This is a genomic window from Streptomyces sp. CA-294286 (assembly GCF_050947155.1).
Lineage (GTDB): Bacteria > Actinomycetota > Actinomycetes > Streptomycetales > Streptomycetaceae > Streptomyces.
This window is the reverse complement of record NZ_CP192005.1, coordinates 889,045-909,266: the sequence shown is the minus strand read 5'-3', so window position 1 is coordinate 909,266 and position 20,222 is coordinate 889,045. Positions and strand designations below refer to the sequence as shown.

Annotated in this window: 16 protein-coding genes and 1 riboswitch; of the genes, 6 read left to right on the top strand and 10 right to left on the bottom strand. The window is 72.2% G+C overall.

Annotation, left to right across the window (positions count from 1 at the left end; all coding sequences use genetic code 11):
• Positions 1 to 413: 413 nt before the first annotated feature.
• Entirely contained in the window at positions 414 to 632 is a 219-nt protein-coding gene (locus ACQPZG_RS08765; protein WP_433545271.1) for a hypothetical protein, read from the top strand.
• Between the two features lie 233 nt (positions 633 to 865).
• On the opposite strand, the gene ACQPZG_RS08760 is transcribed toward ACQPZG_RS08765, so the two are convergent.
• From ACQPZG_RS08760 to ACQPZG_RS08735, 6 genes are all read right to left on the bottom strand, one after another.
• Positions 866 to 2,056 (bottom strand): cytochrome P450 family protein, encoded by a 1,191-nt coding sequence (locus ACQPZG_RS08760; RefSeq protein ID WP_433545270.1) that lies wholly within the window; start codon positions 2,054 to 2,056, stop codon positions 866 to 868.
• A complete protein-coding gene (locus tag ACQPZG_RS08755; protein ID WP_433545269.1) occupies positions 2,053 to 3,243 on the bottom strand; it encodes an MAB_1171c family putative transporter in 1,191 nt (396 codons plus the stop codon). The genes ACQPZG_RS08760 and ACQPZG_RS08755 overlap by 4 nt, the downstream gene beginning before the upstream one ends.
• Positions 3,240 to 3,854, bottom strand: coding sequence for a regulator component (locus ACQPZG_RS08750; RefSeq protein ID WP_433545268.1), 615 nt, complete (start codon positions 3,852 to 3,854; stop codon positions 3,240 to 3,242). Before ACQPZG_RS08750 ends, ACQPZG_RS08755 begins: the two co-directional genes overlap by 4 nt.
• A gap of 158 nt (positions 3,855 to 4,012) precedes the next feature.
• A complete protein-coding gene (locus ACQPZG_RS08745; RefSeq protein WP_433545267.1) occupies positions 4,013 to 4,468 on the bottom strand; it encodes a helix-turn-helix domain-containing protein in 456 nt (151 codons plus the stop codon).
• 449 nt (positions 4,469 to 4,917) lie between these two features.
• Positions 4,918 to 5,499, bottom strand: a complete 582-nt coding sequence (locus ACQPZG_RS08740) for a sigma-70 family RNA polymerase sigma factor (protein ID WP_433545266.1) — start codon at positions 5,497 to 5,499, stop codon at positions 4,918 to 4,920.
• Positions 5,500 to 5,848: 349 nt separating this feature from the next.
• Entirely contained in the window at positions 5,849 to 8,959 is a 3,111-nt protein-coding gene (locus tag ACQPZG_RS08735; RefSeq protein WP_433545265.1) for an AfsR/SARP family transcriptional regulator, read from the bottom strand.
• 372 nt (positions 8,960 to 9,331) lie between these two features.
• On the opposite strand from ACQPZG_RS08735, the gene ACQPZG_RS08730 reads away from it, so the two are divergent.
• The 3 genes from ACQPZG_RS08730 (at position 9,332) to ACQPZG_RS08720 (ending at position 12,610) form a co-directional block, all read left to right on the top strand.
• Complete coding sequence (locus tag ACQPZG_RS08730) at positions 9,332 to 10,480, top strand: serine hydrolase domain-containing protein (protein WP_433545264.1); 1,149 nt, start codon at positions 9,332 to 9,334, stop codon at positions 10,478 to 10,480.
• Between the two features lie 352 nt (positions 10,481 to 10,832).
• The gene (locus ACQPZG_RS08725) at positions 10,833 to 11,672 is read left to right on the top strand and encodes an alpha/beta fold hydrolase (protein ID WP_433545263.1); all 840 of its coding nucleotides are present in this window, start codon (positions 10,833 to 10,835) and stop codon (positions 11,670 to 11,672) included.
• A gap of 104 nt (positions 11,673 to 11,776) precedes the next feature.
• On the top strand, positions 11,777 to 12,610 hold the full coding sequence (locus ACQPZG_RS08720) for an alpha/beta fold hydrolase (RefSeq protein WP_433545262.1): 834 nt from the start codon (positions 11,777 to 11,779) through the stop codon (positions 12,608 to 12,610).
• Between the two features lie 162 nt (positions 12,611 to 12,772).
• Here ACQPZG_RS08720 and ACQPZG_RS08715 read toward each other — a convergent pair whose 3' ends face one another.
• The 4 genes from ACQPZG_RS08715 to ACQPZG_RS08700 all read right to left on the bottom strand — a co-directional run bounded on the left by ACQPZG_RS08715 (position 12,773) and on the right by ACQPZG_RS08700 (position 17,491).
• Complete coding sequence (locus tag ACQPZG_RS08715) at positions 12,773 to 13,723, bottom strand: ABC transporter ATP-binding protein (RefSeq protein ID WP_433545261.1); 951 nt, start codon at positions 13,721 to 13,723, stop codon at positions 12,773 to 12,775.
• The gene (locus tag ACQPZG_RS08710; RefSeq protein WP_433545260.1) at positions 13,720 to 14,781 is read right to left on the bottom strand and encodes a FecCD family ABC transporter permease; all 1,062 of its coding nucleotides are present in this window, start codon (positions 14,779 to 14,781) and stop codon (positions 13,720 to 13,722) included. The genes ACQPZG_RS08715 and ACQPZG_RS08710 overlap by 4 nt, the downstream gene beginning before the upstream one ends.
• Entirely contained in the window at positions 14,778 to 15,773 is a 996-nt protein-coding gene (locus ACQPZG_RS08705; protein ID WP_433549318.1) for an ABC transporter substrate-binding protein, read from the bottom strand. Before ACQPZG_RS08705 ends, ACQPZG_RS08710 begins: the two co-directional genes overlap by 4 nt.
• 76 nt (positions 15,774 to 15,849) lie before the next feature.
• Positions 15,850 to 16,040: riboswitch (cobalamin riboswitch) on the bottom strand.
• A 197-nt stretch (positions 16,041 to 16,237) separates the two neighbouring features.
• A complete protein-coding gene (locus ACQPZG_RS08700) occupies positions 16,238 to 17,491 on the bottom strand; it encodes an APC family permease (protein ID WP_433549317.1) in 1,254 nt (417 codons plus the stop codon).
• Positions 17,492 to 17,891: 400 nt separating this feature from the next.
• Here ACQPZG_RS08700 and ACQPZG_RS08695 point away from each other — a divergent pair, with 400 nt between their 5' ends.
• Both ACQPZG_RS08695 and ACQPZG_RS08690 read left to right on the top strand, forming a co-directional pair.
• Positions 17,892 to 19,016 carry a spore photoproduct lyase family protein gene (locus ACQPZG_RS08695; RefSeq protein ID WP_433549316.1) on the top strand — a complete coding sequence of 375 codons (1,125 nt, stop codon included), beginning with the start codon at positions 17,892 to 17,894 and terminating at the stop codon, positions 19,014 to 19,016.
• 166 nt (positions 19,017 to 19,182) lie between these two features.
• A complete protein-coding gene (locus tag ACQPZG_RS08690) occupies positions 19,183 to 20,199 on the top strand; it encodes a DNA topoisomerase IB (RefSeq protein ID WP_433545259.1) in 1,017 nt (338 codons plus the stop codon).
• The last annotated feature ends 23 nt before the right edge of the window (positions 20,200 to 20,222 follow it).

Genomic DNA, 20,222 nt, shown 5'->3' with positions numbered 1-20,222 from the left:
CCGATGTCGGTGCCCCCGTGCCCCCGTGCCCCCGTGCGCCCTCCCGGACGGGGTGGGTCGAAGACGCACTGGCCGGGAAGGGACTTTCCCGATATCGACGAAGGTGAGATCGGGGAACGGGGGCGATGCTGATTGTCGTGGCATCTACTGGTGTTCGGCGGGGCCGTGCGGGTGCCGCGCTGTGGAGGCGTGGGCCACTCTGCACACGCGTTTCCGCCGGGGCCAGCGCGAGGACCGGCTGGACCGGCTCCACGAGCTGACCGGTGGCTGGCTGCGGCTGGTCGACGACGCCCATCGGCTGCACCGAGACCTGGACGACCCCGATGAGGCACTGCGCCGCCTGGCCGGTCTGCGCACCGACCGGGCACGGGCCCTCGCCTTTGCCAAGGACACGGGACTGTACGCGGGACCCGTTGATCGTCTCCGGCTACCGGGCCTTGGCCGACGAGTACGGGGACGGATCGTTCGACTGGGAGATCGCCCTCACCGCTGTGGCGGTCAGGACCAAGGTCGACGAGGACGATGCTCGGTGGATTGTGACGTGCCTCGATGCCCTCCAGGTCTTCGACCGCGAGGGTGCATGGCTGCGGCTGGAATCCCTGCTGCGTGAGTGCGTGACGCTCCACTCGTAACGCGGGCGGTCACAGTTCCCTCGCAGGCGACCGGCCGATGACGGCCGGACGGACCTGCGGCCCGACAGCTCCACCGGCCCGGTGGACCACTTGAGTGCTTCACCGGCCGGCCTGCGCGTCGACCAGCAGGAGGCCACGGCATGACCGGCCTCCGCGCCTTGTGAGTGGGACTTGAGGCGATGGGCTCCGTCCGGTGGCGGACAAGCAAACGTCGGCGCGGTGGCCGAGCCAGGTCAGCCCAAGGCCAGGGGCAAGGTGCTGAGGCCCCGGGTGAGGCGGGTTCGGCGCCAGGGCAGGGAGTCTTCGGGGAGGGCCAGGCGTGTGTTCGGGAAGCGGCTCAGCAGGGTGCGGAGGGCGATTTCCGCCTCGGCTCGGGCCAGGGGGGCGCCCGGGCAGCGGTGGATGCCGTGGCCGAAGGAGAGGTGGCCGCCGGCATCGCGGTCGAGGTCGAGGCGGTGCGGGTCGGGGAACGCCGCCGGGTCGCGGTTTGCGGCTCCGGGGGCGATGAGCACCGGGAAGCCCGCCGGGATGTCGATCCCGCCGACGCGCAGGTCCTCCGTGCTGTGACGGAAGGTGGCCACGCTCACCGGGGAGTCGAAGCGGAGCAGTTCGTCGAGGGCGCCGGGGATCAGGTCCGGGTCCCGGCGCAGTCGCTGGAGGGCCTCCGGGTGCCGGAGCAGGGCCAGGACGGCGTTGCCGATGAAGTGGGTGGTGGTCTCGTGCCCGGCGACGAGGAGGAGGGCGGCCAGGGAGACGGTCTCGTCCCGGTCGAGCCCGCCCTCGTCGCAGTCCCGCAGCAGGGAGTGGAGCGCGCCGTCGCCGGAGTCGGCGCGGGCCGTGTCGACGAGGCGGGTCAGGTATGTGCCGATCCTGTGCGACGCGGCGTCGACCCGGTCGGTGTCGGTTGCGTCGAAGAGGTCGTGGGACCAGCCGGCGAGCGTGGAGCGGTCGGATTCCGGGACCCCCAGCAGCTCGCAGACCACGGTGACCGGCAGAGGTACTGCGAGTTCCGCCACCAGGTCGACCACCGTGCCCGGCCGCCACGCGGCCACGAGGTCCTCGACGACCCCGGTGATGTACGGGCGCAGCGCCCGGACGCGTCCGGTGGTGAACAGCGGCGTCGCCACCCGCCGGTGGCGGGAGTGCGCGGGAGGGTCGCTCGCCAGCATGTTGCGGGCGATCGCCGGGTGCAGGTCGCGGTTCGAGGGACGATCGGCGAAGAAGCGGGCCGTGTCCTTGGAGAGGCGGGGATCGGTGAACGCCTCGCGGGCCTCGCGGTGGCCGGTGATCAGGTACGCCTGGTGGCCGCCGGAGCCGGTGGGGATCCGCTGGACCGGGCAGCTTTCGCGCAGCCGGTCGTAGGTGGGGTAGGGGTCGGCGAAGAAGCGGGGGTCGCGCAGGGGGTCCTGCCGCGGGGCGGTCACGGCGCCACGCCTGTCTTCGCGGGCGCCGACTGCCGCGGGTAGGCGGCCGCCACGAGCAGCAGCCACGAGGTCTCCGCCTGGAGGTCGCCCTTGCGGGAGGCGGTGCCGGTGGCGGGTGGGGCCTCGTCGCCTTCGGAGGTGGCTCCGGCGTGCTTGGCGGCGACGGACGCGGCGATGACCGCCGCCTCCACCTCGGCGTCGCCCTCGGGTGTGCCGGCCGTGCCACGGCGGGCGACCTCGGCGGCTGCGGCGTCGCGTACCGACGCGGGGCGGTACCGGCGCAGGGCCAGCACGCAGTCGTTGATCTCTATGACCCTGCGGTGCAGGTGGAAGTCGAGGTCGTGGGTGTCGGCCCCGGTGTTCCCCGGGTCGAGCACGACCTCGGGGACCGCCGCGGTGACCGCCCGCCACAGGGGTTCCAGCGCGGTGAACGAGTTCCGTTCCCAGCGGCGCCGGCGCAGTTGACTGAGCGGCCACAGCAGGGCCGGGAGGGTGAGCCCGACGGTGATGAGGAGGACGGCGACGGCGGGCGCGGTCACGCTGAACGCGCAACGGAAGGGGGTCAGCGGGGTCGAGCAGCGCGCGCCGTCGGGAACGAGCCCCAGGCCGAGGCCGATGGAGACCAGGGCGAAGAGCTTGTAGGCGGCGTAGACCAGGGCGAAGCCGCAGCCCACCGAGGTCGTGCGCAGGCCCCAGCGCTGACTGCGGCGGGTCGAGCGCTTGGACTGGGCCCAGGTCTGCAACAGGAAGTCCTTGGCCGTGTACCCCAGGTAGGAGATGTAGATCAGCACGTAGCACGCGTACAGCACCGGGTTGCGTCCGGTGAGTTGTTCGGCGACGAAGAAGGCGGTCATGCCGGCGACGGAAAGGGCGAGGGCGATGACGCGCAGTCGGATCTGCCGATGGGCCCGTTCGCGGTCCAGATTGAGCTGGAAGAGGAAGGCGAGGACCGAGGTGGCCGCCGTCAGGGTGAAGGAGTTGCTGAGGAGTCGGGCGACGTGGGGCACCACCGATTCGACCGCACGCTCCACGGCGGGCGCGTAGGAGGCGAAGGCGAGGGCGAACGAGGTCAGCAGCGCCGCCATCGCCCAGGTGCCGGTGGGGCGGTGCCCGCCGCGTCCGCGCACCCAGTAGGCGGCGAAGCACAGCAGTACGACGGCCGTGCCCGTGAAGAGGATGTTGATCATTTTCGGTGGCGTTTCTTCCTGTGCGGCTTGGCGAAGAGCGCGTCCCAGCTCTCGGAGCCGCTGGCGGGCCGGCTCGACGGGCCTTCGCGTCCCCGGTACATGAGTTGGCGGATCACGCTGGCCATCACCTCGGCCTCGCGTTCGTCCTCGCTGGTGTAGCTGGTCCGGCCGGACATGCGCCGTACGAGGGTGGGGTGGAACCCGAGCGCGCGCAGGTTGTCCTGGTCCAGTTCCAGGCTGCCGGGGTGGTCGCAGATGATGTGGCTGATCTCGTGGGCCAGGATGTGGTTCTGGTGGAGCGGGGAGGTGGCCTCCTCGTAGAACAACAGGTCGGCGTCCGGGGTCTCCAGGCGGATGCCGCACGGGGCGTCCCCGGCGCCCAGCGTGCTCAGGGGCCGCAGGATGATGGGGCGTCCGCGCTGTTGGGCGACGGCGTCGCGGAGGTCGCGGGTGCTGAAGCGGTGCGGGAGCCGGAGCGCCTCGACGCGTGCCTCGCACGCGGCGCGGAGCTGCTCGAAGTCCATGTCCTCACTTCGCTGACGCCGGTCGGGGGTCGGTCGGCCGTTGCGGGCCTCGCCCTGGAAGCCCGGTGTGCGCGCCCATGCTGACATGTTCGCGACTGAGCGGTCAGGGCGGGGTGTTGCCGCGCACGTGCCGTGCGGCCCGGGATGCCGGGCCTGTCCCGGGAAACGGCTGATGCCCCCTGCCGATGGCCGGCCGCGGAGGGCCGTCGGGGCGGGGATCGCGCGATCGCCGCCCGGTGCGCGGCTCAGTCGTCCAGGTCGAGATCCTGCGCGGGGTCGTCCGTGCTGAGCCCTTCGAGTTTCCGGGCCTGCTCGATGACGGTGGACAGCATCTTCAGGCTGTCGACGCTCAGGCCGTTGGCGCGCAGGGCCACCTTGCGGACGTCCTGATCGCGCATGGCGGCGAGGAGGCCGATCTCCGCCTTGGTGCGTTCGGCCGCCGCGCTGTCGACGAAGTAGCCCGCCGGTACGCCGAAGAAGTCGGCCAGGGCCTTGATGGTGTGTCGCGTCGGGTTCCGCTTGGCGCCGGTGCGCAGCTGCTGGATGGCGCTCGCCGTCACCCCGCGCCCCTCACCGGTCGCGGCCTTGCGGATTCCCTCGGCGACCTCCGCGTAGGTGTAAGGCCCCCGGGAAGGGGGGTGCACCTCGCGGAAGAGGTGATCCAGGAGTTGGGCGAAGGTGAGCGACTGGTCATCCTCCACGTGCACGACCTCCTTGACGTGATGTCGGGTGTTCGCCCACCACAGTGTTTCTCGAAGCCCTGGGGGCCGGTGCCGGCAACACTTTGGTTGACGCCGGGCAGTCACTCTGGTGTACGTTACCAATGCTTCGTCGCCACTGAAGTGTCGAGGGGGGCGCGGTGCCGTCCGGGTCGGGGTCGAGCTTCACGGGGGTGAGCTCGGCCGACGGCCCGGAGCGCCGTGGCCCCGTCGCACGGATTCGCGTCGAGCCGACGTAGAGTCCTGCGGGGTCACCGCCTCCACCGCGTGAACCGCGCGCTCCGGCCCTCGGCGCCGTGCGCTGCCTCCCGAACGCTCCCCTGGCGCACACGCTCAGGAGGCCCTTCCGTACTTCGTCGACCGTGACGCACCCGGGCACCAGCTGCCGGGCGGATGGGGGCGTGGACGGTTCTTGCGACGCCCCCGTCCGGCTACTCCCCGCCGACACCCTGCTTCTCCAGTTCCCTGCGCAGTGCCCGCACGGCGTAGAACGCGCGGCTCTTGACCGTGCCGGGCGGGACGCCGAGGTGCTCGGCCGCCTGGGCGACGCTGCACTCCAGGTAGTACATGAGACGGATGACGGTTCTCTGCTGCTCGGTCAGCTCCCGCAGGGCCCTCAGCAGCGCGTAGGCGGTGAGGGTGGATTCCGTGCTGTCCCAGGAAGCGTCCAGGTCCTCGACCGGCATGAGTTCGAGCGGTCTGATCTGCCGGGTCCTGAGGTGGTCGATGACCAGGTTGCGCGCCACGGTGTACAGCCACGGCCGTATCTGTTCGCCGCGAGGGCGCAGGTACCGGGCGTTCTTCCAGGCGCGGGCGGCGGTCTCCTGGAGGATGTCCTCCGCCTTGTGCCAGTCACCGTCCAGCAGGCGTGCGGCGTACCGGACGAGCAGGGACCCGTACTGCTCGTAGATGTCCCGGACGAAGGCGTCCGCGTCGGCGTCCGGTGCGACGGGGCGGGCGTGCGCCCGAGTGGGGGCGAGGAGGGTGGTCCCCGCTGCGGTGATCGCGCTCATGGGTGGTGCCCGTTCCTGTTCAAGTGTCTGCGGCACGCTCGCCCGCCTGCGCGGGGGAGCGGTGCCACACTCGAAGAGAGCCCTTGCCCGGACCTTGTCGCTTTCTTGTCGTTGCCGGCCGGCAGTGGTGACGACGACCTGCCCGGCGAGGAAATGTCGCTCGTCTGCGAGGCAGATGAACCGAGGCGCCGTTCCGAGCGTTCAGCAGGCGAGGGACGCGCGTGCGGAGGGCGGAGCGGACAACTCCGCGACCCCGGCTTCGGGGAAAGCAGGGAGGATGCCGGTGTCCGCTCGCTCTGAGCGGATGCGTGGAGATATGGCCGTGCGCCGTCGCAGCCCGGCCGTGGTCCTAGTGGGCGGGGTCAGCGGTTCGCGGCACCGGCAGCTCGTGGTTCCCGGCCGCCCTTTCCGGTACGGCAGGCGTGGGGTCCGCGTCCATGTCCAGTGCGGTCAGCCGGTCGCGGGCCTGCTGGGCGGTATGGGGCATCGCTCGTGCGTCGGCGCTTTCGAGGGAGTGCAGCCAGTCCGCTCGGGCGCCTTCCCGGTCACCCTGGGCCAGCCGGGTGTCGCCCAGCCGCATCGTCGTCCCGATGGCGTTGCGGTGGTCGCCCAGTTCCTCGAACGCCCGGGTCGCCCGCTGGTAGGTGGCCACGGAATCCTCGTAACGGCCGAGCAGGCGGAGGGTGTGGCCCAGGATGTCCCAGGCCTGGGCCAGCTGCCACGGCGCGTTCAGGCGCCGGAAGAGGGCGATGCCCTCCTCGCTGTACCGGAGGGCCTTGTCGAGGTTGCCCAGATTGGCGTGGAACCAGGCGAGTTCGACGAGACACTCGGCCAGCCACAGCTCCTCGCCCAGCTGCCGGGACAGTTCCAGTCCCCGCTCGGAGCCCGTCACGGCCTCCTGGATCCGGCCGAACAGGAACAGCGCACACGCCATGAGGTAGTGGGTCCTGGCCTGTTCGCCGATCTCGCCGAGGTCTTCGAAGATCGTGACGGCGCGGCGCAGGTGGTCGAGGGCTTGCTCCCGGTGGTCGAGATAGCCGTGGATGCTGCCGAGGTGGCGCAGGCAACGGCCCTCTTCGAGACGGTTGTCGCGGCGTCGGGCCACTTCGAGGGCGGGGGCCAGCGCGGCGACGGCCTCGGGCCAGAACTCCTGCCGGTTGAGGTGTTCGCTGAGCGCCCAGGCCAGCCCGGTGGTGTGGTGGTCCAGTTGTCGGCCGGCGGCGGTGTGCAGCAGGCCGGACAGCACCCGGTGCTCGGCGGTGAGCCAGCCTGTCGCCTGCTTGACGGTGGTGAGCTTCTCCGGGGTGACGCCCGCGTGGGGTGCACCGAGGTCGAGGTCGCGCGACCTGTCCTGCTTGAGCAGCCGGTTGGCCTCGTAAGCGGTGAACATGTAGTGGTCCAGGACCCGGAGGGTGGCCCGGTGGCGTTCCTCGGCGGTGTCGTGGGAGTCGGCGAGTTCGTCGGCGTAGCCGCGCAGCAGGTCGTGCAGGCCGTAGCGGCCGGGCAACGGTTGTTCCACGAGGCAGGAACCGACCAGTTCGGCGAGTGCGCGGCGGGTGAGGGGGAGGGGCAGGCCGACGAGACTGGCGGCGGCCGGGGCGGTGAGGTGCGGACCGGGATGCAGAGCCAGGAAGCGGAAGAGCCGGGCGGCGGACTCGTCCAGGGCCCGGTACGACCAGGAGAAGACGGCGCGTACGTCGGTGGTGGTGTCGGAAGCGGTGAACGCGTCGAGACCGCCGTGGGCGTCTCGCAGGTCGTCGGCGATGGCGTGCAGCGGGAAGGAGGGATCGAGCTCCGCGCGGGCGGCGACCACGGCCATGGCCAGGGGAAGCCGTCCGCACATGCGGATGATGTCGGCCGTGGCGGTGGGCTCGGCGTCCAGCCGTTCCGCTCCCAGCCGACGCTCCAGGGCCTGGCGGGCCTCCGTCTGCGAGGGCAGCGGCAGGGAGAGGGATTTGGCGCCGTCGCTGGTGATCAGGCCGGGGAGGCGGTTGCGGCTGGTGACCAGCGTGAGGCAGCCCGCCCCTCCCGGGAGCAGGGGGCGAACCTGCTGCTCGTCGCGGGCGTTGTCCAGGACGAGGAGGATCTGCCGGTCGGCGAGGAGGCTGCGGAAGAGCGTGCTGCGGCCGGGGGTGTCCTCGGGGATGCGCGGGGCGGGCACGCCGAGGGCGGTGAGGAACCCGTGCAGGGCGTTGCCGGGCGGGACCGCGGGCGCGTGGGGGTGGACACCGCACAGGTTGACGAAGAGCTGTCCGTCGGGGAAGGAGGAGGCGATGCGGTGGGCGTGGTGGACGGCGAAGGTGGTCTTGCCGACGCCGGGAGTACCGCTGATGACCACGACGGGGGCCTCGGCCGGCGCGGGTCGGCCCGGTGCACCGCTCACCGCCGACAGCCAGGCGCTCTCGGCCGCCCGCCCCACGAACACCGGGAGGCTGCGCGGCAGCTGTGCAGGGCGTATCAGGGGAGGCGCCGGGGCTTCCTTCTCCTTGGTGGCCGGACGGGCCGTCGCCCCGGGCGGGTCGGCCGGGGCGACGGCGTCGGGGCCGACGGATGCGGTCGTCGCGCCCCCGTCGGATGCTTGCGACCCGGCGGTGGCGAGGGAGCCGCGGCCGTGCCCGGTGTCCCGGCCGGGGGTGCTCGCCGCGCCGAACCCGCCCAGGGCGCCGACCGAGTGGAGGGGCGGCAGGTCGTGATGGAGGATGCCGTGGTGCAGGGCGCGTAGGGAGGGGCCCGGTTCGAGGCCGAGTTCGTCGGCGAGAAGGCGGCGCAGGTCGGCGTAGCGCTGCAGGGCTTCCGGGTGCCGACCGGCGAGGTACAGGGCGCGCAGCAGCAGGCCCCAACCGGTCTCCCGCAAGGGGTGCTCGGTGGTCATGTCCTGTGCCGCGTCCAGGGCCTCGGCAATCCCGCCTCGCAGGAGCAGGGCGGTGGTGCGGACTTCGCGGGCCGTCTGCCGCAGCTCTTCCAGGCGGGCCGTCTCGTGGGTGGCGAACAGGTGGTGCGCGGCGTCGGCGAAGGCGCTGCCGCGCCACATCTTCAGGGCTCTGCCGGTCTCCTCCACCACGTGCTCGGGCCGGCCCTGTTCCAGGGACCGGCGTGCCTGGGCGAGGGCCCGTTCGAAACGTACGGTGTCACGGCTCTCGGGCGGCACCCGCAGGGCGTAGCCGAGGGGTTCGGTGACCAGCACCTCGAAGGTGCCCCGTCGGCGCAGGTGCTGGGGTTCCAGGACCGCGCGGACCTTGCTGATGTGGGCGTGCAGGGATCCCAGCGCCCCGCCGGGAGCCCGTCCCGGCTGCTGCGGCCACAGTTCCTCGCACAGGGTTTGCGCGGAGACCGCCCTGCCGTCGGCGAGCAGCAGGCGGGTCAGCAGCAACCGCTGCCGGCGCCGGCCCGGATCGATCTCCGCGCCCGCCCGGCGTACCACCAGCGGACCCAGCAGTGCGAAATCGAGACCCTGCCCCACAGCTGTCACCGTACCCACCCGGAATCCCGCTCGGCGCTGCCGCTTTCGGGGGCACACGCATGATCATGTCCTGCGGACATGCGGGCGGCCCGCTCCCGCGGTGACGGGAACCGGCTGCCGGTACGCACGGCATCCGGCCGTTCCTCGTCGCGACGGCCTCCCCGCCGAGCGAGCGGCCGACGCGGATGACCAAAGCGGTGAGGACCCCGTCGTCCGCCTCCCCCGTACCGGACAGGACATTAGCAGGACGCCACCTGGCTCCGCGCCGGGCGCCGTGCCGACGCAAACCCTCCACCTGCGGCGATGTGTGAACCGGAGGGGCGTCCATTCCGTTGGGTGAGCGAACGGTCGTCGTCTGGAGTGAGGGAAACCATGGTCAACGTCGAAGGAAAGAGCACCGCCCGGTTCGAACCGGTCCGCGCCGCGCTGGCGGCGCACCTCGCGTCCGGCGAGGAGTTGGGGGCGTCGCTCGCCGTCGATGTCGACGGGGTCATGGAGGTCGACCTGTGGGGCGGTCACGCCGACGAAGCGCGGACCGTCGCGTGGGAACAGGACACGCTGGTCAGCCTCTGGTCGACGACCAAGACCCTCAGCAGCCTGGCGGCTCTCGTCCTCGTCGACCGGGGGGCACTGGACCTGCACCGTCCGGTCGCGCACTACTGGCCCGAATTCGCCGCCCAGGGCAAGCAGGACATCGAGGTGCGGCACGTGCTGGCGCACACCTCGGGGCTCTCCGGCTGGCAGCAGCCCTTCACCATCGACGATCTGTACGACGGGCCGACCGCGAGTGCCCGGCTGGCCGCGCAGGCGCCCTGGTGGGAACCGGGCACGGCCTCCGGCTACCACGTGCAGACGCAGGGACAGCTGGTGGGGGAACTCGTGCGGCGGGTCAGCGGCCGCTCCCTGACCGAATTCGTCGACACCGAGATCGCCAAGCCGTCACGGGCCGACGTCCAGATCGGCGCGCGGCAGGCGGACTGGCCGCGCATCGCCCCGCTGGTGGCCCCGTCGCCGCTCTCCGGGATACCCGACGGCCTCGACCCCGAGGGGATCTTCGTCAGGACGCTGCTCGGAAGCCCCGCGCGGGACGAGCACGTCGACACCCCGCAGTGGCGTCGTGCGGAGCTGGGAGCCGTCAACGGACACGGCAACGCCCGCGGCCTGGCCCGTGCCCTCTCCGTCATCTCACGGCGCGGCGAGGTGAACGGCGTCCGCCTCCTCTCCGACGAGACCGTGGACAAGGTCCTCGACGTACAGGCCGACGGGGTCGACCTGTTCCTGGGCGTTCCCGTGCGCTGGGGCCCCGGCTTCGCACTCGCCGATCCGAGGACGATGCCGCACCTGCCCGGCGGAAACGTCTGCTTCTGGGTCGGCCGGGGCGGCTCGATCGTCCTGATGGACCTCGACCGGCGCGTCACGTTCTCGTACACGATGAACCGGCTGGGCGACGGAATCCTCGGCTCCGCGCGCACCCACAGCTACCTCAAGCACGTCTACGAGGTACTGGACTCCACCCGCTGAGGGCCCCGGCTCCCGCGGAGACCGGAAGCGGTAGTGCCGCCTGCCCGTGGTGGCCGGTTCCGCCCGCGTGCCGGGTTCGGTACCCGCGAACGGACAGCCCGCCGACGAGGTGAACCGAACCCGTCCCCCGCTCGTAGGACAGGACGCGGGACGCTTCCCCGGCAGCCGGGTCGGGTGGCGCCCGGGGCCGGATGCGCCGCAGCGCGCAGCCCGCAGCCACTCCTCCGTCCGACGCGGCGCATCGCCCACGGAGAAGGCCCACTCCGGGTGTCATCCACCCGACGGCCCGACACGGGCCGCCCCCTCAGACCGACGTCAAAAGAACGACCCCTCAAGGAAAATGGACACACGCATGCGCATCACCCGCCTGGCCCGCCCGAGCCGCAGATCCGCCCTGCTGGCAGTCGCAGCGACCCTGGGGCTGTCCGCGACCGCCGTCGCCCTCCCCGCCGTAGCCGGTGCGGCGTCCCACCACCCGATACGTCCGACGATCGTGCTGGAGCACGGGGCGTTCGCCGACGCCGCGAGCTGGGACGGCGTCGTCAAACGGCTCCAGCGCGCGGGCTACCGCGTGGTGTCCGCCGCCAACCCGCTGCGTGGCCCGTCGACCGACGCCGCCTACCTGCGCAGCGTCGTCGACCACATCGACGGGCCCGTGGTCCTGGTCGGTCACTCCTACGGCGGGACGGTCATCAGCCAGGCCGCCGCGGGCCTGGAGGGCAAGGTGAAGGCGCTGGTCTACATCGCCGCGTTCCTGCCCGACACGGGCGAGAGCTCGCTCGGACTGACGAACAAGTTCCCCGGCAGCACCCTCGGCCAGGCGATCGAGTCCGTCAACTACGCGCTGCCCGACGGCGGTCGGGGCGCGGACGTGTACATCAGGCCGGAGAAGTTCCGCGGCCAGTTCGCCGCCGACGTGCCGGCGGACAAGGCCGGGCTCATGGCGGCGGGACAGCGTCCGATCGCCGCCGCCGCGCTGGAGGAGAAGTCCACGAAGGCCGCCTGGAAGACGATCCCCAGCTGGTCGCTGGTCACCACCAAGGACCTCAACATCCCGGTGGCCGCCCAGCGTTACATGTCGGCGCGGGCCGGGGCCCGCACCACCACCGTGAACGCCTCGCACGCGGTGACCGTGTCCCGCCCCGAGGCCGTCGCCCGCATCGTCGAGCAGGCGGCCCGTACCGTCCGCTGACCGGCGGCAGCTCCGCCCCGGCGCGCCGTCGCACACCTCGGCGCCCACGCCCCTCCGGGCACGGCACCACCCGACATCTCTCTCATCGAAAGGCAGTAACCACCATGGCGTTCCTCACCGTTGGCCAGGAGAACTCGACCAGCATCGAGCTGTACTACGAGGACCACGGCACCGGGCAGCCGGTCGTGCTGATCCACGGCTACCCGCTCGACGGCCACTCCTGGGAGAAGCAGTCCGCCGCGCTGCTGTCGGCCGGCTACCGCGTCATCACGTACGACCGGCGCGGTTTCGGCCGCTCCAGCAAGCCCACCACCGGCTACGACTACGACACGTTCGCCGCCGACCTGAACACGGTCCTGGAGACCCTCGACCTCAACGACGCGGTCCTGGTCGGCTTCTCCATGGGCACCGGCGAGGTCGGCCGCTACCTGGGTACGTACGGCTCCGCCCGGATCGCCAAGGCCGCGTTCCTCGCCTCCCTCGAACCCTTCCTCCTCAAGACCGACGACAACCCCGGCGGCGTCGACGGCGGCATCTTCAAGGACATCGAAGCGGCCGTCACCGCCGACCGGTACGCCTACTTCACCGCGTTCTACGAGGACTTCTACAATCTCGACGAGAACCTCGGCACCCGCATCAGCGAAGAGGCCCTCCGCAACAGCTGGAACGTCGCCGCCGGGGCCTCCTCGTACGCCTCGCTGGCCTGCGTGGCGACCTGGTCCACGGACTTCCGCGCCGACCTCCCCAAGATCGACGTCCCGGCACTGATCCTGCACGGCACCGCCGACCGGATCCTGCCCATCGAGTCCACCGGCGACCTCTTCCACCAGGCGCTCCCGCAGGCCGACTACGTCGTCATCGACGGCGCGCCGCACGGCCTGCTCTGGACCCACGCCCAGGAAGTCACCGAGGCCCTGCTCGCCTTCCTCGCCAAGTGACCGACCCCGCCCGGGTGCTGCACCGCGTGCACCCCTCGTCGCTGCCGCGGCGGGGGGTGCACGCCCGGTCCCGGGCTGCGGGCACCCGCAGCGGAGGGGCTCCCGGCGGGCGGACCACCCCGCGCCGCAGGGACGGCGCGACGGACCGACGGCCGGAGCCGGTCACGGTCGGCGCCCCGCCGTGCCCAGGAAGCGGATGTGCGGGCGGTCGTCGGGGCCCGGACGGGTGACTTCCGCGCGCACGCCGTAGACGTCGGCGATCAGGGAACCGGTCAGCGTGCCGGCGGGAGAGCCAGCGGCGACGACCCGTCCCTGCCGGAGAACGACGACCTGATCGCAGTACATGGCCGCCAGGTTCAGGTCGTGCAGGGCCACGATGCTGGTGACGGGCAGTGCGGCGACCAGGCTCAGCAGGTCGAGCTGGTGCTGGATGTCGAGATGATTGGTCGGTTCGTCCAGCAGCAGTTCGCGCGGTTCCTGCGCCAGGGCACGGGCTATCTGCACGCGCTGGCGCTCCCCGCCGGACAGGGTGTGCCAGGGCTGGTCCGCCCGGTCGGTGAGGCCGGTGCGCTCCAGCGCGGTGCGTACGGCCTCCTCGTCCGCAGCGCTCGTCGGAGTCCAGGCACGTCGGTGCGGGATGCGGCCGAGGCGTACGACGTCGGCCACCGTCAGTTCGACGAGGGTGTCCGCATGCTGCTCGACGACGGCCACGCGCCGTGCCACGGCGCGACGGCCCCAGTCGCCGAGCGGACGCCCGTCGAGCGTGACGACGCCTGTGGCGGGGGAGAGGACCCCGGACAGCAGCCGCAGCAGTGTCGACTTGCCGGAACCGTTGGGTCCGAGCAGCCCGGTCACGGTGCCGGCCGCGGGGGACAGGCTGACGCCGTCGAGGATCAGCTGCCCGTCGACGGTGCGGCTCACCCGGTCGGCGGCGAGGGCGGGGGGACGGCCGGGCGTCCGTCCGGAAGCGATCCGTCCGGGACCGTGCGAACGGGCGCCGTCGTTCCCCTGTGCCGTGCCGAAGGTCTCAGGCCCGGTGCCGTCGTTCCTCTGCGCCGTCCCCGAGGCCCCCGGTCCGGTGCCGTCGTCCGTCGTCCTGGCGCCGGTCGTCATCGCATCCTCCTCGTGCGGTACAGGATCAGGACGAAGGCGGGGACGCCGACCAGCGAAGTCACCACTCCCACGGGCACCTCCTGGGGGTCGAGGACGGTACGGGCCAGCGTGTCGGCCCACACCAGGAACACCGCCCCGGCGAGCGCGCTGACCGGCAGCAGCCGGGCGTGCCCCGGACCGACGAGTGCGCGTGCGGCGTGCGGCAGTACCAGGCCGACGAAGCCGATCGCACCCGCGGAGCTGACCAGGGCGGCGGTCAGCAGGGCGGTCACGCACAGCAGCACCAGTCGGGTGCGCGCGACCGCGATTCCCAGGGTTGCCGCGGCATCCTGGCCGAAGGCGAAGGCGTCCAGGGTCCGCCCGTACCCCAGGCAGACCGCCAGCGCGAGTGCCAGTACGGCCAGGCACAGCCCCACGTCCGCCCAGTCGGCCCCGCTGAGCGATCCGAGCAGCCAGAACAGCACGCCCCGGGTGGTCTCCGCGTCGGCGGCCGTCATCACCACGAACGAGGTCAGCGCGGAGAACAGCTGCATCGCGGCGACTCCGGCAAGCACCACCCGGTCCGTCGTCCCGCCCAGCACCTGGCTGAGCAGCAGCACCAGCGCGAACGAACCGACCGCGCCCACGAAAGCGCCGCCCGACACGGACAGCGCTCCGCCGCCGACGCCGAGGACGATCACCACGACAGCGCCGGTCGACGCCCCGGAGGAGACGCCGAGCACGAAGGGGTCGGCGAGGGGGTTGCGCAGCAGCGACTGCATCACCGCGCCGCACACGGCGAGACCGGCGCCGCACACCGCGGCCAGCAGGGTGCGCGGCAGCCGCAGGTTCCAGACGATGCCCTCCCGGAGGGGCGTGAGTTCCGTCGTCCCCCAGCCCAGACGCGAGGCGACCACGGACCAGGCGTCGCCCACGCCGAGGTCCGCCGGACCGATGGTGAGGGCCACGGCGACGGACGTGACGAGCACCGCCACCCCGGCGCCCAGGCCGATCGCCCCGCGTACCGCCCCGGCGGAGCGCGGCGAGCGGGCCCGGGGGGTGCGCAGCGCGGTGGTCATCCGGCGAGCCCGTGCTCGCGCAGGGCAGCGGCCACCTTCTCGACGCCCTCGACGGTACGGATCGTCGGATTCATCGCCTGGCCGCTGAGCAGTACGTACCGCTTCTTCCTGACCGCCTGCATGTTCCTGGTCGCCGGGTTCGACTCCAGGAACGCGATCTTCTTGGCGGCCGACTCGGCGGTCTGCGACTTGCGGGTGAGGTCGCCGATGACGAGGACGTCGGGATCGCGGTCGGCGACGGTCTCCCAGTTGATCTGCGGCCACTCCTGCGTGCTGTCGTCGAAGACGTTCTTCATGCCGAGTGCGTTGCTGATGATGCCGGGCGCACCGCAGCAGCCCGCCATGTACGGGGACTCCTGGTTCGCGAACCAGTACAGGACGGTGGTTCTCCCGTCGCGCCTGCCGGCGACGGCCTTCGCCACCCGGCCCTCCAGCTCGGACACCAGCTTCTCGCCCCGTTCCGGGACGCCGAACACCTGCGCCAGCTCCCGCACTTCGCGGTAGACGGTGTCCATCGCCAGGGGGGTGGTCCGTGAGCCGTCGCCGTCACCGCTGTTGTCCTTGCCCTCGCAGTCGGTGGGCGACAGGTACGTCGCCACCCCGAGCTCCTCGAACTTCTGCCGGGGGGCCACTCCGCCCTTGCCCAGGACGGAGGCGAAGGACGACGCGACGAAGTCCGGTTCGGCGTTCAGGACCTTCTCGAACGACGGCCGGTTGTCGGCGAGCCGGGGCACCTTCGCGTTCGCCTGCTCAAGGCCCTTCATGACGGGATCGGTCCACGTGGCGGTTCCCACCATGCGGTCGGCGAGGCCGAGGGAGAGCAGGATTTCGGTGGTGCCCTGGCTCAGGGAGACGGCTCGCTTCGGCGGGGCGTCGACCTTCGTCTTCTGCCCGCAGTTGTCCAGCGCGACGGCCTGCGCCCCGGAGGCGGCGGGCTTTCGGGGTGAGCCGGAACCGCATGCGGTGAGCAGCAGCGCCCCGGACAGGAGCATGACGGAACAGCGGGTGGTACGTGACACATGCACAGAGGCGGCCTTCGCAACGTCAGGACCCGATCGCGGGGTCCATGCGGACGGTTGGGTGCCAGCAGGTCTTCGGACTCGGGATCACCCGGACGGAACGCCTTCCCGGACCCGGCCGTGACCGACCGACGTCCAGTGGCTGCTGCCCCGCCCGTCACCCATACCGCTGCGCGTCAGTTCCGGACTCCCACCGGATTCCCCGACTCGTGCACGCGTACCGTCGCGTTCACGTGTTTGACTGGCGTCCGGAAGCTACCATGCCGCCCGCACGCCTTACGTGCCCGTGACGAACGCCACTTGCCCGGTCCCGCCGGTCGGCGACGACGGGGACCGGCGACGAGCGCGCACCGTACGAGGACGACCGGCCGACGGACCACCGGCCGACCGACGGACCACCGGTCGCCGGTGGACCCGGCCGCGGCGGGCCCCCGGATTCAGCTCCGGCGGCGCAGCCGGGCCGCCGCGACGATGCCCAGGACGACGCCGACGGCCAGGACCAGCAGGCCCCGGAACCAGACGTCGCGTTCGATCTGGGTGGCCAGCAGGATGCAGGAGAGCGCGCCGAGGACCGGCAGGACCGTCGGCGCCCGGAAGTGGTCGTGCCCCACCCGGTCGCGGCGCAGCACCAGGAGCGACGTGTTGACGAGGAAGAAGACCACCAGCAGGAGCAGCACCAGGGTGGAGGCGAGGGTGGCCACGTCACCGGTCAGGGCCAGGAGCAGCGAGAGCGCGCCCGTCGCGGCGATGGCGGCCCACGGGGTGCGCCGGCCGGGCAGGACCTTCGTCAGGAAGCCCGGCAGCAGACCGTCCTGGGCCATGCCGTAGGCCAGCCGTGACGACATGATGCCGGTGAGCAGCGCGCCGTTGGCGACCGCGACCAGGGCGACCGCGCTGAAGACCTCCGGGGGCACACCGCCGGCCGCCCGGACCACCTCCAGCAGCGGACCGCTCGATTCGACCAGCTTCGCGGTCGGAACGGCCGCCGCCGCGGCGGCACCGACCAGGGCGTACACCGCGCCCGCGGTGATCAGGGCGCCGAAGAGCGCCCGGGGGTACGAACGCCGCGGGTCCCTGGTCTCCTCGGCGACGTTGACGGACGTCTCGAAGCCGACGAACGAGTAGTAGGCCAGCACCGCCCCGCTCAGCAGCGCGGCCAGCGGGCCCTTCTCGGCGGTGCCCAGGTCGGTCAGCCTGCCCAGGTCCCCGTCGCCGCGCAGCACGATCCAGACGCCCAGGCCGATCACCAGCAGCAGTCCGCCCACCTCGATGACGGTGGCGACGACGTTGGCCCGCGTCGACTCACTGATGCCCCGCGCGTTCAGCAGCGCCAGCGCGGTCAGGAACACGATCGTCACGAGGACCAGGGGGAGGGTGAAGAACTCGGTCAGGTAGTCGCCGCCGAAACCGCGGGCCAGAGCCGCCACCGAGACGATGCCGGCGGCGAGCATGCAGAACCCCGCGAGGAAACCGGTGAACGGCCCGTACGCCCGGGTCGCGTAGTGGGACGAACCCCCCGCGCGCGGGTACTTGGTCACCAGTTCGGCGTACGACGCGGCAGTCAGCAGCGCCAGGCACAGTGCGGCGATCAGCGGGGCCCACACCGCGCCCCCCGAGTCGGCCGCGACCTGGCCCACCAGGACGTAGACGCCGGCGCCGAGAACGTCGCCGAGGATGAAGAAGTAGAGCAGCGACGTGGTCAGGGTCTTCTTGAGCGGCGTTCCCGAGGAAGCTGCCGGGGAATCCGACGTTTCGAACCGGTCAGGTGGATTTTTCACGTGGTGCCGTATACCCCCTCGGGCGTCCGGCAGACGGCAGGTCCCCCGGACGCCGGAGACGGGAGCGCGGACGACGAGGGGCCGCGGACGGCCGGTGCGTGCCGGGGTGCCGCGCGGCCGGTGAGCGCGTGGTGGTGCCGCGACGACACCTTTGCACCGGTACGGCACGATGGGTGCGACACGACGTTTCCCCGGCCGCACCGGCCGCCGTCACGCGGAAGGACAGCACGTGGAGCCGACGCCGGGAGAGCCCGCCCCGGACGAGCCCGGCGGGCCCGTCCCCGCCCGGGCCGCACGGCCCGAGCAGCCGACGCTGTTCGGGTGGCCGGACGACGACCCCGTCCCGCCCGTGCCGCAGCCGTTCCGGGACAGCCCCCAGGCACGTCGGCTGCTGGACGTCCGGGAGGTCTACGCGGAGCGCGCCGCACTCGACTCCCCGCGCGGCCGGCAGATCATGTCCCGGCTGCCGGGAGTGCGGGTGACCGAGGTGGAGAGCCACTGGCGCATCCCCTCCCTCCACGGCAACGACGGCAACGTCTCGCGATGGGTGCGGGTGAAGACCGAGACCCTCGTCCTCGGGGTCAAGCACTCCCTCTCCACCCGCCCGAACGGCCGATCGGCCGACTGGATCGCCCCGGGCCCCTCCAACGGGTGCGCGATGTCCTGCGCCTACTGCTACGTCCCCCGCCGCAAGGGCTACGCCAACCCCATCACGCTGTTCACCAACATCGAAGCGATCGTGGCCCACGTCCGCCGCCACGTCCGGACCCAGGGGCCCAAGACGACGCCCAACCAGTGCGACGCCCACTCCTGGGTCTACGACATCGGCGAGAACGGCGACTGCTCCGTCGACGCCCTGGTCTGCGACAACACGGCGGACCTCGTCGCCGCGTTCCGCGGTCTGCCGACGGCGAAGGCATCCTTCGCGACCAAGTTCGTCAACCCCGACCTGCTCCGCCTCGACCCCCAGGGGCGCACCCGGGTGCGGTTCTCCCTGATGCCTCCCGACGACGCCCGCCTGCTGGACATCCGCACCAGCCCCGTCGCCGAGCGGATCGCGGCGGCAGCCGACTTCCTCGACGCGGGCTACGAGGTCCACTTCAACCTCTCGCCCGTCGTGCTGCGCCCGGGGTGGCAGCGGGACTGGGCCGAACTCCTCGTGCACCTGGACGACGTCCTGCCGGAACGGGTGAAGGAGCAGGCGGCGGCGGAGATCATCATGCTGACCCACAACGAGGCCCTGCACGAGGTCAACCTCGGCTGGCACCCACGTGCCGAAGAGGTGCTGTGGCAGCCCGCGGCCCAGGAGACCAAGCGCTCGCAGAACGGGGCCCTCAACGTGCGCTACACGCCGCAGGTCAAACAGCAGTCGCTGGCGAGGCTGCGGCAACTGCTGTCCGCGCACGCGCCGTGGCTGCGCATCCGGTACGCCTTCTGACGGACCGCCGGGGGCCGCTCCGCGGGCGCGCGCCCGCGTTCCGCCGTACCCCCGCTCCTGTGGCCCGCGGCACCCACCGCGGCCACAATGGCGGGGTACCCGCACGGGCGGCCGTACGGGCCCGGCACGGCGACGGCCCCGTGCCGCGAACCGCAAGGGGAACGACATGCGGCTACGGACCAGCGACCTCACGGCCCCCGGGTACCGGCGACGCCGCCACGGACACGGATTCGGCTACCTCGACACCCGTGGCGAGCGCCTCACCGACGCCCGCGAGCTGCAACGCGTGCGCGCCCTCGTGATCCCGCCCGCCTGGCGGGACGTCTGGATCTCCCCTCGCCCCAACGGCCACATCCAGGCCGTGGGCACCGACGAGGCCGGCCGCCGCCAGTACCTCTACCACCCCCTCTTCCGCGAGCAGCAGGAAGCCGCCAAGCACGCACGGGTCCTGGAGATGGGCGCGGTGCTGCCCGAGGTGAGACGCGAGGTCGCCAAGGGCCTCGGAGGCTCCGGCCTGAGCCGCGAGAGGGTGCTCTCGCTCGGCATCCGCCTCCTCGACGTCGGCTTCTTCCGCGTCGGGGACGAACGGTACGTGCGGTCCCACGACTCCTACGGCCTGACCACCGTACGGCGCGACCAGATCACCGGCCGCCGCGGAGGAGTCGTCTTCGCCTACGCGGCGAAGAGCGGCACCCGCTACTGCCGCGCCATCGACGACGCCGAGGCGTGCGCCGCCCTGCGGGCACTGCTGCGCCGTCGCGACGGCGATCAACGGCTCTTCGCGTACTGGGAGGGGCGCCGCTGGCACCCGATCGACGCCGGCGACCTGAACGAGCACCTGCGCCGTCTGGCCGGCCTGGACGTCACCTGCAAGGACTTCCGCACCTGGCACGCGACCGTACTGGCCGCCGTGGCGCTCGCCGTGTCCGCACCGGTGGCCGGCGCCTCCCCCGCCGCCCGGAAGCGCGCCTGCGCGCGGGCGGTCCGCGAGGTCGCCGGCTACCTCGGCAACACCCCGGCCGTCTGCCGCTCCTCCTACATCAACCCGCGCCTCTTCGAACTGTTCGACGAGGGGAAGACCATCGCCCCGTCCCTCGCCTCCCTCGGCTCCGTCTCCCGGACGGGCGCTCTCGCCACCCACGGCCCGGCGGAGGCCGCCGTCCTGCGCCTGCTGGGGTCATAACCTTCAGCGAGGGGGTAACTGGC

Coding starts and splice junctions, on each gene's coding strand:
- ACQPZG_RS08755 (WP_433545269.1), bottom strand. CDS start 3,243: ATGATCAACATCCTCTTCACGGGCACGGCCGTCGTACTGCTGTGCTTC.
- ACQPZG_RS08750 (WP_433545268.1), bottom strand. CDS start 3,854: ATGTCAGCATGGGCGCGCACACCGGGCTTCCAGGGCGAGGCCCGCAAC.
- ACQPZG_RS08740 (WP_433545266.1), bottom strand. CDS start 5,499: ATGAGCGCGATCACCGCAGCGGGGACCACCCTCCTCGCCCCCACTCGG.
- ACQPZG_RS08730 (WP_433545264.1), top strand. CDS start 9,332: ATGGTCAACGTCGAAGGAAAGAGCACCGCCCGGTTCGAACCGGTCCGC.
- ACQPZG_RS08725 (WP_433545263.1), top strand. CDS start 10,833: ATGCGCATCACCCGCCTGGCCCGCCCGAGCCGCAGATCCGCCCTGCTG.
- ACQPZG_RS08720 (WP_433545262.1), top strand. CDS start 11,777: ATGGCGTTCCTCACCGTTGGCCAGGAGAACTCGACCAGCATCGAGCTG.
- ACQPZG_RS08715 (WP_433545261.1), bottom strand. CDS start 13,723: ATGACGACCGGCGCCAGGACGACGGACGACGGCACCGGACCGGGGGCC.
- ACQPZG_RS08710 (WP_433545260.1), bottom strand. CDS start 14,781: ATGACCACCGCGCTGCGCACCCCCCGGGCCCGCTCGCCGCGCTCCGCC.
- ACQPZG_RS08705 (WP_433549318.1), bottom strand. CDS start 15,773: ATGCTCCTGTCCGGGGCGCTGCTGCTCACCGCATGCGGTTCCGGCTCA.
- ACQPZG_RS08690 (WP_433545259.1), top strand. CDS start 19,183: ATGCGGCTACGGACCAGCGACCTCACGGCCCCCGGGTACCGGCGACGC.